Source organism: Oscillibacter sp. KLE 1745 (assembly GCF_000469445.2).
In the GTDB taxonomy this organism is placed as follows: Bacteria; Bacillota; Clostridia; order Oscillospirales; family Oscillospiraceae; genus Oscillibacter; species Oscillibacter welbionis.
In genome coordinates, this window is record NZ_KI271757.1 from 21,092 (window position 1) to 33,596 (window position 12,505).

At 63.4% G+C, this 12,505-nt stretch carries 7 protein-coding genes; 5 read left to right on the top strand and 2 right to left on the bottom strand.

All coding sequences use genetic code 11. The features are described from left to right. On the bottom strand, positions 1-1,303 hold a 1,303-nt coding region (locus tag HMPREF1546_RS14490; protein WP_021752064.1), incomplete at its 3' end, for a PAS domain S-box protein. Between the two features lie 374 nt (positions 1,304-1,677). On the opposite strand from HMPREF1546_RS14490, the gene HMPREF1546_RS14495 reads away from it, so the two are divergent. From HMPREF1546_RS14495 to HMPREF1546_RS14505, 3 genes are all read left to right on the top strand, one after another. Further along, complete coding sequence (locus HMPREF1546_RS14495; protein WP_021751202.1) at positions 1,678-2,742, top strand: carbamoyl phosphate synthase small subunit; 1,065 nt, start codon at positions 1,678-1,680, stop codon at positions 2,740-2,742. Next, positions 2,742-6,773: a carbamoyl-phosphate synthase large subunit gene (gene carB / locus HMPREF1546_RS14500; RefSeq protein ID WP_021751203.1), complete on the top strand. Its 4,032-nt coding sequence runs from the start codon at positions 2,742-2,744 to the stop codon at positions 6,771-6,773. The genes HMPREF1546_RS14495 and carB overlap by 1 nt, the downstream gene beginning before the upstream one ends. A 151-nt stretch (positions 6,774-6,924) precedes the next feature. Next, positions 6,925-7,605 carry a TIGR00266 family protein gene (locus HMPREF1546_RS14505; protein WP_021751205.1) on the top strand — a complete coding sequence of 227 codons (681 nt, stop codon included), beginning with the start codon at positions 6,925-6,927 and terminating at the stop codon, positions 7,603-7,605. 68 nt (positions 7,606-7,673) lie between these two features. On the opposite strand, the gene ppdK is transcribed toward HMPREF1546_RS14505, so the two are convergent. Then, on the bottom strand, positions 7,674-10,304 hold the full coding sequence (ppdK, locus tag HMPREF1546_RS14510; RefSeq protein WP_021751206.1) for a pyruvate, phosphate dikinase: 2,631 nt from the start codon (positions 10,302-10,304) through the stop codon (positions 7,674-7,676). 358 nt (positions 10,305-10,662) lie between these two features. Between ppdK and HMPREF1546_RS14515 the strand changes: the two genes are divergently transcribed. Together HMPREF1546_RS14515 and HMPREF1546_RS14520 are read left to right on the top strand one after the other, a co-directional pair. After that, positions 10,663-11,523, top strand: coding sequence for a DNA polymerase III, delta' subunit family protein (locus tag HMPREF1546_RS14515; protein WP_021751207.1), 861 nt, complete (start codon positions 10,663-10,665; stop codon positions 11,521-11,523). Then, a partial coding sequence (locus tag HMPREF1546_RS14520) for a stage 0 sporulation family protein (protein ID WP_051320047.1) occupies positions 11,520-12,505 on the top strand: 986 nt, incomplete at its 3' end. The genes HMPREF1546_RS14515 and HMPREF1546_RS14520, both read left to right, overlap by 4 nt.

A 12,505-nucleotide genomic window follows, 5' to 3' on the forward strand; every position in this document is an offset into this window, starting at 1 on the left:
CCCGCTCGCCCGTCGGCAGGCCGCTGCCCGGGTCTTCCGCCAGACGGCGGGCCAGAGCTGCGGGCGAGAGGCCCAGCAGCCGGGAGAGAACCTGATTGGCCCGCAGCAGCTCCACGCCACCGTCAGGTCGGCGGCGCAGCAGGCAGAGACCTACCGGCATCCGGTCCAGCAGCGTCTCCGCATCCCGCAGAGCCGTCTCCCGCCGGGAAAGGGCCGCCTGCAGGTCCTGCCCCTCCCGCCGGAGGCGGTCGATATCCAGAAAGACGCCGCGGAAGACCGTGGCCCCCTGGCGGGTCGACAGGATTTCCGCCCGGAGATTCACCCAGACTGCCCCACCGTCCCGCCGCAGCAGGCGGAAGTCGTGATCCACGCCCCGTTTCTCCCGCGCCGCGTCCAGCAGTTCCTGGAGCAGCGCCGGCCAGTCCGCCGGAGCCACCAGAGCGGAAAAGGCCCTGCCGCCCCGGTCCAGCAGCGCCCGCCGGGACCACTGGGTCAGCTGGCACAGCTGCCGGCTGCAGGCAAGGCACCGCAGTCCCTCCCGGTTCAGCTCCAGATCCGCGCCGGGCAGGAGCTCCGGCAACGCGCCGCTCTGGGCTCCGGCCCCCGACCGGGGATCCAGCAGGCAGGCCACCGTGCCGTACATCACCTGATAGCAGGTAACGGTGAGGGTTTGGCCCCCGGCGGTCACATAGGGGAAGGAGGCGGAGGAGCCAGAAAAAGCTACGGCCTGCATGGGCGCCAGCTGCTCCAGCGCCCGCTCTGGCCCGAGCTGGGACAGGCGGCGGCCCTGCACCTCCTCCGGGGAGAGCCCCAGAAGCGCCGCCGCGGCAGGATTCAAAAAGCGGCACACCAGATCCACCATCTCCCCGCTGCCGTTGGTCAGTATCTCCGCCAGGGCGAAGGGGATGGGGCTGTCCCGGAAGGGCTGGGTAAACTTGTCCAGATGCTTTGCCACAGGATGCGCCTCCTCCCTGATTTTGCTGCCTTTATTATAAATGGCGGGCCACCGCATGACAACGGCGCCAGAAGAAATTTCTTTGTCCGGCAGTCCAAAATACCTTGCGGCCCGGCTGCGGCGCGTTTTCGGGTGGAGCGGAAGTCTGCCTCCCGCTTCCGAAAGAACGCCCGGCAGACCCGCACATTGTCCAGCGCCGTCCAGAGGCGGGGCCGGGGCGGCGTCGATGCCGCCGTTGATGCAGCGGATGTCCGGCAGGTGGCCGAAGACATCGTCGCTGGTGATGATCCGGCCCTCTTGGGGAATGGGGAGGTGGGTGCTGCGGCAGATGGCAGCAGCGGAATACATGAAAGGGCTCTTTGGCGGTATAGCAGATCCGCTGGTTCCGGGGATCGGAGAAGAATGCCTCTTCGTCCTCCCGGGCGGGCATCCGGAATGCATGCAAACAGATCATAGGCGCACTCCTTTGCCGGAGCAGTTCTTCCGCCTGTGCAGATGAGCCGCTTTTCCTGCATCATAGCCCATTGGTTACTGCTTTGCAAGAGAGGCAGTGCGGCGGGAAATAGATCGACCTTTGCGAAAATGCACAAAAAGTAATACCTTCATCCCTGGAAAAGTCTACCGTGCCGCACTGCACGGGGGGATTGACTGCTTCAGAAAAAAAACGCATAATAACATCTAATAGGGATTTTCCGGTCGATGCGCCGGAGAGGGAGGACGACATGAAGAAGGGATATCTGGTATTACAGGATGGCCAGGTGTTTGAGGGCTTCCGGTTCGGGGGTCCGGCGGACGCCGTGGGCGAGCTGGTGTTCACCACCGGCATGTGCGGCTATCTGGAGACACTGACGGATCCCAGCTATGCTGGACAGATCGTGATGCAGACCTATCCTCTGATCGGCAATTATGGGATCATTCCGGAGGATTTTGAAGGCGCGTGTTGCGTCCGGGGCTACGTGGTGCGGGAGTGGTGCGAGGAGCCGTCCAATTTCCGCTGCCAGGGAGACCTGGACGCTTTTTTGCGGGACCGGGGCGTGCCGGGGCTCTGGGGTGTGGACACCCGGGAGCTGACCCGGATCATCCGGGAGCACGGCGTCATGAACGCCGCGATCTGTGATGAGGTTCCGGCGGATCTGACGGCGGTGAAGACCTATGCCGTCACCGGCGTGGTGGAGGCGGTGACCTGTAGAGCAGCATCCGCCCACCCGGCGGAGGGAGAGGAGCGGTTCCGGGTCAGCCTGCTGGACTACGGCGCCAAGCGCAACATCGTCCGGGAGCTGCAAAAGCGCGGCTGCACCGTCACTGTCCTGCCTGCGCAGACCAGTGCAGAGGAGGTGCTGGCGGCCAAGCCTGACGGCGTCATGCTCTCCAACGGCCCCGGGGATCCGGCAGAGAACGTCTATCAGATTGAGCAGATCAAAAAGCTCCTGGGCAAGGTGCCCCTGTTCGGTATCTGCCTGGGCCACCAGCTGACGGCTCTGGCGGTGGGGGGCGGCACCTACAAGCTGAAATACGGCCACCGGGGGGTCAATCAGCCCGTCCGGGACCTGGACGGCGTCCGCACCTACATCACCAGCCAGAATCATGGCTACGCCGTGGACGGTACCAGCCTGCCGGTGGGGAAGGTCCGCTTCATCAACGCCAACGACGGCACCTGCGAGGGCATCGACTATCCGGACCTGCGGGCATTCACAGTCCAGTTCCATCCAGAGGCCTGCACCGGGCCCAAGGACACATCGTTCCTGTTCGACCAATTTGTAGCTCTGATGAAAGGGGGTGACCGGTAATGCCGCTGGATAAGAGCATTCAGAAAGTGCTGGTCATCGGCTCCGGCCCCATCGTCATCGGCCAGGCGGCGGAGTTCGACTACGCCGGCGCCCAGGCCTGCCGGGTGCTGAAGGATGCCGGCATCAACGTGGTCCTCTGCAACTCCAACCCCGCCACCATTATGACGGATCAGGCCATGGCGGATGAGATCTACCTGGAGCCCCTGACCGTGGAGACCGTCAAGCGCATCATCAAGAAGGAACGCCCCGATTCCATCCTGGCGGGCCTGGGCGGCCAGACCGGCCTGACCCTGGCCATGCAGCTGGACAAGGAGGGCTTTCTCCAGGCCCAGGGCGTCCGCCTTCTGGGGACCGACGCAGCGGCCATCTCCCGGGCGGAGGACCGGGAGCTCTTCAAGGAGGCCATGGCGGAGATCGGCCAGCCGGTGATTGCCTCCGACATCGCGGAGACCGTGGACCAGGCCCTGGCGGTGGCGGAGAAGATCGGCTACCCCGTCATCGTGCGGCCCGCCTTTACTCTGGGCGGCGCGGGCGGCGGCGCGGCCAAGGACCCCGACGAGCTGAAGATCATCGCGGGCACCGGCCTGGACGCCTCGCCCATCACGCAGATTTTGGTGGAGAAGGCCATCTTCGGCTGGAAGGAGATCGAGTTCGAGACCATGCGGGACAGCGTGGGCAACGTGATCGCCGTCTGCTCCATGGAGAACCTGGACCCGGTGGGTGTCCATACCGGCGACTCCATCGTGGTGGCCCCCACCCAGACCCTGGCGGACAAGGAGTTCCAGATGCTCCGCAAGGCGTCTCTGGACATCATCGCCCACCTGGGGATCGTGGGCGGCTGCAACGTGCAGCTGGCATTGAATCCGGAGAGCTTTGAGTACGCGGTCATCGAAGTGAATCCCCGGGTCAGCCGGTCCTCGGCCCTGGCCTCCAAGGCCACCGGCTACCCCATCGCCAAGATCACCACCAAGATCGCTCTGGGCTACACCCTGGACGAGATTAGAAACGACATCACGGGCAAGACCTGTGCCTGCTTCGAGCCCACACTGGACTATATCGTGGTGAAGATGCCCAAGTGGCCCTTCGACAAGTTCGCCGATGCCAGCCGGGCCCTGGGCACGCAGATGAAGGCCACAGGCGAGGTGATGGCCATCGCCCCCAGCTTCGAGATGGCCTTGCTCAAGGCTGTCCGGGGCGCGGAGATCGGCATGGACACTCTGAACCGGAAACCGGACCACGGGGACGACGCCCCTATCCGGGAGCGGCTCCGCCGAGTGGACGATCACAGGCTCTTCACGGTGTTCGAGGCGCTGAAATCCGGCGTCACCGTAGAGGAGATCCACGACATCACCAGAATCGACCCCTGGTTCCTCTGCAAGCTGCGGAAGCTGGCGGCGTTCGAGGCTTCCATTGCAGACGGCCTGTCGGAGGCGCAGTACCGGGAGGGCAAGCGGCTGGGCTATCCCGATGAGGCTCTCCGCAGGCTTTCCGGCGGCGGAGAACTGCCGGAGCACCGGGATGCGGTGTACAAGATGGTGGACACCTGCGGCGCGGAGTTTGACGCGGAGACGCCCTATTTCTACTCCACCTATGACCGGTTCTGCGAGTCCCGGGCCTTCCCCCGCAGCGGCAAGCCGGTCATCATGGTGCTGGGCTCCGGCCCCATCCGCATCGGCCAGGGCATCGAGTTTGATTACTCCTCTGTCCACTGTGTCTGGACGCTGAAGGAGCTGGGCTACGACGTGGTGATTGTCAATAACAACCCGGAGACTGTCTCCACGGACTACGACACTGCCGACCGCCTGTATTTTGAGCCGCTGTACCCGGAGGATGTCATGCACATCATCGCCGTGGAGAAGCCAGTGGGCGTGGTGGTGGCCTTCGGCGGCCAGACGGCCATCAAGCTGACGAAATTCCTGGACAGCCGCGGCATCCCCATCCTGGGCACCAGCGCCGAGTCCATCGACATGGCGGAGGATCGGGAGCGGTTCGACGCGCTGCTGGAGCGGTTTTCCATCAAGCGGGCCGCCGGCCGGGGCGTGCTGGGTATGAATGAGGCGCTGGAGGCAGCGAATGAATTGGGGTATCCTGTTCTGCTGCGGCCCAGCTACGTCATCGGCGGCCAAAACATGGTCATCGCCCACAACGATGAGGAAGTCCGCCGCTACATGGAGATCATCCTCTCCGGCAAGATTGAGAACCCGGTGCTGGTGGACCAGTACCTGATGGGCAAGGAGCTGGAGGTGGACGTCATCTCTGACGGCACCGATGTGCTGATCCCCGGCGTCATGCAGCACATCGAACGTACCGGCGTCCACTCCGGCGACTCCATCGCCGTGTACCCGCCCTTTTCCATCGGGGACAAGATGCTCCAGACCATCGTGGACTGCTCCGAGAAGCTGGCCCTGTCCCTCAAGACCCGGGGGCTTATCAACATCCAGTACCTGATCTATCAGGGAGAGCTGTACGTCATTGAGGTGAACCCCCGGGCCAGCCGGACGGTACCCTATATCTCCAAGGTCACCGGCGTACCCATGGTGGACCTGGCCACCCGGGTCATGGTGGGCCAGCCCCTGAAGGCCTTGGGCTATGGCACGGGCCTGTACAAACGTCCGCCCTACGTGGCGGTGAAGGTGCCGGTGTTCTCCTTCGAGAAGATTACCGACGCCAACGCCGCCCTGTCCCCGGAGATGAAATCTACCGGCGAGGTGCTGGGCCTGGGCGCCAATATGCAGGAGGCGCTGTTCAAAGGCCTGGTCTCCGCCGGGTACAAGGTGGAGAAGAGCGGACACGCGGGGGTATTGATCTCCGTGAACCGCCGGGACCAGCCGGAGATTGTCAACATCGCCCGGAAGCTGGATGAAATGGGCTTCCGCCTCTACGCCACCGACGGCACCGCACGGGAGATCTCCCGCCTGGGCACGGACGTGGAGGTGGTGGGCAAGCTGGGCCGGGACAACCGGGTCTTCCAGCTGCTGGAGTCCGGCAGGATCGACTACGTGATCCTCACCGGCTCTACGGAGCCGGAGTATATCCGGGACTTCATCCACCTGAACCACCGGTGCGTCCAGCTGGGCATTCCCTGCCTGACCTCGCTGGATACGGCCGGTGCCCTGACGGACATCCTGGCCAGCCGCTACAACCAGGAGAACACGGAGCTCGTCGATATCTGCCATCTGCGGACGGAGCGGCAGAAGCTGCCCTTCGCCAAAATGCAGACCTGCGGCAACGACTACATCTTCCTGGAGAATTTCAGCGGGGAGATCACCTGCCCGGAGTCCCTGTGCGTCACCCTCTGCGACCGGCACTACGGCATCGGTGCCGACGGCATCATCCTCATGGAGGGATCCCGGAAGGCGGATGCCAAGATGCGGATGTTCAACGCCGACGGGTCTGAGGGCTCCATGGCCGGCAACGCCCTGCGGTGTATGGCGAAGTACCTCTATGACAACGGTATCGTCCGCAAGGAGGAAATGACCCTGGAGACGGACAAGGGCACCAAGACCGTCCGGGTCTACACCACCGACGGCAGGGTGACCTCCGCCTGCGTGGACATGGGCTACGCGACCCTGGACACCACGGCCCTCCGGCTGAATATCCCAAAGCGGCAGGTGGTGAACTATCCGGTGGAGATTGCCGGGCAGCCCTGGGAGATCACCTGCGTGGACATGGGCAATCCCCACTGCGTGGTGTTCTGTTCCCGGGTGGACGGCGTGGATGTGGCCCGGATCGGGCCGCAGTTTGAACATGCGCCTTATTTTCCGGACCGGATCAACACGGAGTTTATCCGGGTGGTAAATCCCAGCACCATCAAGATGCGGGTCTGGGAGCGGGGCAGCGGTGAGACGCTGGCCTGCGGCACCGGCGCCTGTGCCGCGGTGGTGGCGGCGGTGGCCAACGGCCTCTGTGAAAAGGGACGGGACATCACGGTCCGGGTCCAGGGCGGCGACCTGGTGGTGCATTACACCGACGAAGCCGTCACCCTCACCGGCGATGCCAAGCTAGTCTACACCGGCGTAGTGGAGTACTGAGCGCAGCACAGCCCCGGCATCCGTTTAGATGCCGGGGCTGTAAAATTTCTGTAAGGACCAGGAAAGCCGCCCGGTTTGGATTGACACGATGCAGCGGCCCCGGTAGAATGGAGAAAACCGGCCCCGGGCCGAGAAGAGAAAGGAGCACACCATGGAATATCAGATCGAGGGAGCACCGCTGCCGGTGGTGATCTGCCAGCTGGAGGCCGGCGAGACCATGCTCACCGAGCGGGGGAGCATGAGCTGGATGACCCCCAACATGAAGATGGAGACCAGCACCAACGGCGGTCTGGGGAAGGCGTTTGGGCGGATGCTCTCCGGCGACTCCATTTTCCAGAACCGCTACACCGCCCAGGGCGGCCAGGGACTGATCGCCTTTGCCTCCAGTTTCCCGGGCAGCATCCGGGCCTTTGACATCGGTCCGGGCCGGGAGCTGGTGGTGCAGAAGAGCGGCTTCCTGGCCAGCGAGGCGGGCGTCCAGCTGTCCGTCTTTTTCCAGAAGAAGCTGGGTTCCGGCTTCTTCGGCGGCGAGGGCTTCATCATGCAGAAGCTCTCCGGCCGGGGGATTACCTTCACCGAGTTCGACGGGCATATCGTGGAGTACGATCTGGACCCCGGTGAGTCCCTGGTGGTGGATACCGGATATCTGGCGGCTATGGATGCCACCTGCTCCATGGATATCCAGGCGGTCCCGGGGCTCAAGAACATGGTGTTCGGCGGTGAGGGGATCTTCAACACCATTATCACCGGACCGGGCCATGTCTATCTCCAGACCATGCCGATCTCTCAGGTGGCAGGGGTTCTGCGGCCCTTCATGCCCACAGCGAAGTGACTTATGCATCGATACAAAGAAACCGGACCGCCCTCTTTGGGCGGTCCGGTTTTTTATGAGAGAGAAGATTACTTCTCGTCCTTGATGGCAGCCTGTGCCGCAGCCAGCCGGGCGATGGGCACCCGGAAGGGAGAGCAGGACACATAATCCAGGCCCGTCCGGTGGAAGAACTCCACACTGGAGGGGTCGCCGCCGTGCTCGCCGCACACGCCCAGATGCAGCTCGGGGTTGGTGGCGCGGCCCATCTTGCAGGCCATATCCACCAGCTTGCCCACGCCGGTCTGGTCCAGCTTGGCGAAGGGATCGTTCTCGTAGATCTTCTTGTCGTAATAGGCGTCCAGGAACTTGCCCGCGTCATCACGGCTGAAGCCGAAGGTCATCTGAGTCAGGTCGTTGGTGCCGAAGGAGAAGAAGTCCGCCTGCTTGGCGATCTCATCGGCGGTCAGCGCGGCCCGGGGGATCTCGATCATGGTGCCCACCAGGTACTTCATGTTGGAGCCGGCCTCCTTGATGATGGCATCGGCGGTCTCCACCACGACCTTCTTCACGTATGCCAGCTCCTTGACCTCGCCCACCAGGGGGATCATGATCTCAGGCACCATGGTCCACTCGGGATGCTTGGCCTGGACGTTCAGCGCAGCCTTGATAACGGCGCGGGTCTGCATGGCGGCGATCTCCGGATAGGTGACCGCCAGACGGCAGCCCCGGTGACCCATCATGGGGTTGAACTCGTGCAGGCCGGCGATGATGGCCTTGATCTCCGCAACGCTCTTGCCCATGTCCTTGGCCAGCAGCTCGATGTCGGCCTCCTCAGTGGGCACGAACTCGTGCAGCGGGGGATCCAGGAAACGGATGGTGACAGGCAGGCCCTCCATGGCCTCATAGATGCCCTCGAAGTCGGACTGCTGCATAGGCTCCAGAACAGCCAGAGCGGCCTCACGCTGCTCCACGGTGTCGGAGCAGATCATTCGGCGGATGGCGGGAATGCGGTCTGCGTCAAAGAACATGTGCTCGGTCCGGCACAGGCCGATGCCCTCAGCGCCGAACTTCCGGGCCTGGGCGGCGTCGTGGGGGGTGTCCGCATTGGTGCGGACCTTCAGGCGGCGGTACTGGTCGGCCCAGCCCATGACCCGGCCGAACTCGCCGCCGATAGAGGCGTCCACCGTGGGGATGGCGCCGTCGTAGATCTTGCCGGTGGAACCGTCGATGGACAGCCAGTCGCCTTCGTGGAAGGTCTTGCCGGAGAGCTCAAACTGCTTATTCTCCTCGTCCATCTTGATGGCGCCGCAGCCGGAGACGCAGCACTTGCCCATGCCGCGGGCCACCACGGCCGCGTGGGAGGTCATGCCGCCCCGCACAGTCAGGATGCCCTGAGCAGCTTTCATGCCCTCGATATCCTCAGGAGAGGTCTCCAGCCGGACCAGGACCACCTTCTCGCCGCGCTCGGCCCAGGCCTTGGCGTCCTCAGCGGAGAAGACGACCTTGCCGCAGGCGGCGCCGGGAGAGGCGGCCAGGGCGCTGCCGATCACGGGGGTCTTCTTCAGCACCTCGCCGTCAAACTGGGGATGCAGCAGGGTGTCCAGGGTGCGGGGATCGATCATGGCCACGGCCTGCTTTTCGTCGATCATCCCCTCGTCCACCAGGTCGCAGGCGATCTTGAGCGCAGCGGCAGGGGTGCGCTTGCCGTTGCGGGTCTGCAGCATGTAGAGCTTGCCGTTCTCCACGGTGAACTCCATATCCTGCATATCGTGATAGTGATCCTCTAGAATCTTGCAGACCTTCTCAAACTGGGCGAAGGCCTCGGGGAACTTTTCGCTCATTTCGCTGATGGGCATGGGAGTCCGGATGCCGGCCACCACGTCCTCGCCCTGGGCATTGGTCAGGAACTCACCGAACAGCTTCTTCTCGCCGGTGGCGGGGTTGCGGGTGAAGGCCACGCCGGTGCCGCAGTCGTCGCCCATGTTGCCGAAGGCCATGGACTGGACGTTGACGGCGGTGCCCCAGGAGTAGGGGATGTCGTTGTCCCGGCGGTACACGTTGGCGCGGGGGTTGTCCCAGGAGCGGAACACGGCCTTGATGGCGCCCATCAGCTGCTCCTTGGGGTCGGTGGGGAAGTCTGCGCCGATCTTGGACTTGTACTCGGCCTTGAACTGGCCGGCCAGCTCCTTCAGGTCGTCGGCAGTCAGCTCCACGTCCTGGGTGACGCCGCGGGCCTCCTTCATCTGGTCGATGAGCTGCTCAAAGTACTTCTTGCCCACTTCCATCACCACGTCGGAGTACATCTGGATGAAGCGGCGGTAGCAGTCCCAGGCCCAGCGGGGGTTGCCGGACTTCTTGGCCAGCACGTCCACCACGTCCTCGTTCAGACCCAGATTCAGGATGGTGTCCATCATGCCGGGCATGGAGGCCCGGGCGCCGGAACGCACGGAGACCAGCAGGGGGTTCTCCAGATCGCCGAACTTCTTGCCGGTGATGCCCTCCAACTTGGTGATATACTCCATGATCTCCGCCTGGATCCCGTCGTTGATCTTCTGGCCGTCCTCATAGTACTGGGTGCAGGCCTCGGTGGTGATGGTGAAGCCCTGGGGCACCGGCAGGCCAATGTTGGTCATTTCGGCCAGATTGGCACCCTTGCCGCCAAGCAGCTCCCGCATGTTGGCGTTGCCCTCGCTGAACAAATAGACATATTTTTTGCTCATGTAGTCCAAACCTCTCTTTCCTGCCGCAGTCGAAAGTCGGGTGGACTCCAATCTGCGGTTAAACGATTAGCCCATTTTGATAACGATAACATTATATTGGGAATTTTTTCGGAAAACAATACATAAAAATGCTAAGAAATTTGGGGATAGCTGGAGTATTTTCACAAATGTTTGTGCAATCCACACAATTAACAGTTGCGCAACAAAGAAAATATTTACGTTCTTTCCTTTTTCGGGGCCATGTGGTACAATGGCTCCAGTGTGCCCGCCGGAAGGCCGCCGGGCGCCCCAAACACCCGGCGCCGCCGGAAAATCTGCAGATCAGCCCGTGCTCACAGCGGGAAAAGGAGAGTACGCCATGTCCCTGTTCGGCCTGCGGCCGGAGGAGCCAGCCGCCATCCGCATCCGGGAGGCCGCCACTCGCGGCACCCTGTCCCACGCCCTGCTGCTCACCGGCAGCGGCGACCGGATGTCCGCCGCCTGCTTTGCCGCCGCCGCCCTGGAGTGCACGGGGGAGGAGAGCCGCCCCTGCGGCGTCTGCCCCGCCTGCCGGAAGGTGCTGGCGGGCATCCATCCGGACGTGATCACCGTCCGGGACCCAGACCATAAGAACATCGCCGTGGACGTGGTGCGCGCCATCCGGGCAGACGCCTACATCCGCCCCAACGAGGGGCGGCGGAAGGTCTATGTGTTTCCGGACTGCGCCCTGCTGACGGAACAGGACCAGAACGTGTTGCTGAAGGTGGTGGAGGAGGGGCCGCCCTATGCGGCCTTTCTCTTCTGTGCGGAAAATGCCGCTGTGGTGCTCCAGACCCTGCGCTCCCGGTGCGTGGAGCTGAAGCTGCACCCGGCTGCGGAAGGCGGCGGTGAAGAGGTCCAGGCGGCAGAGGCCCTGTGCCGCTGCCTGGCCGCCCGGAAGCGGGGAAAGGTGACGGAGCTGGCGGTGCGGCTGGAGAAAAAGCGCATCACCCGGGAGGACCTGTCCGCCCTGCTGGAGCGGAGCCGGGCCCTGTGCGCGGCGGCGCTGCTGCTGCAATATGGACAGGAACCGGAGGAAAGCTGCCGGGAAATCGCCCCAATTCTCGCGAAAAACTTGACAAAATCCCAAATCATGCGCACAATAGAGCTGTTACAGAAGTATCGCGGGGAGTGCACGTACAACGTGGGAACCGGCCATGTGCTGGGCGCCATCGCGGTGGAATTGGAGGGCATCCTTTGACAGAAGTTATCAGCGTCCGCTTTCGAGGCGGCTGTAAAAATTACTATTTCAATCCAAACGGCAACCAGGTAAAGATGGGAGACCAGGTGATCGTGGAGACCGCCCAGGGCCCGGAATTCGCCACCTGCACGGAGGGGAACCACGAGGTGGAGGACTCCGCCATTGTCAAGCCCCTGAGCCCTATGCTGCGGATGGCCACGGACAGCGACCGCCGCACCGTGGAGCAGAACAAGAAGCGGGAGAGCGAGGCCTTTGACATCTGTGAGAAGAAGATCGCCGCCCACGGGCTGGAGATGAAGCTGGTGAACGTGTCCGCCAGCTTTGACGGCAACAAGATCGTCTTCTACTTTACCGCCGACGGCCGGGTGGACTTCCGGGAGTTGGTGCGGGATCTGGCCGGGGTGTTCCGGGCCCGGATCGAGCTGCGGCAGATCGGCGTCCGGGACGAGGCCAAGATGATCGGCGGTCTGGGGATCTGCGGCAGACCCTTCTGCTGCTCCCAGTTTCTGGACGGGTTCCTGCCCGTGTCCATCAAAATGGCCAAGACCCAGAACCTTAGCCTGAATCCCACCAAAATCTCCGGCACCTGCGGGCGGCTGATGTGCTGCCTGAAATACGAGCAGAACGTCTATGAGGACGCAGCCAAGCGGATGCCCAAGGCAGAATCCTTTGTTCAGACGCCGGACGGCCCCGGCAATGTGAAGAGCGTGGACCTGCTGCGGGAGACCGTGAAGGTCAGCCTGGACAGTGCGCCGGAGCCTTTGAAGTGCTATCACAACTGTGAGGTGTGCGTTCTGCGCAACGGCAAGGGCAGCCGGGAGGGCATCGCCATTCCGGAGCGCCCCGCCCGCTATGTGGAGGAGAAGGAAGAGGACGAGCGGCTGGAATCTCAGACCCTCACCACACCGTTCTATATGGATGACCGGCTGGAGGACGCGCCCGTCCGGGAGAAGATCGGCGGCCCCGGCAGCGGAGAGAGCAA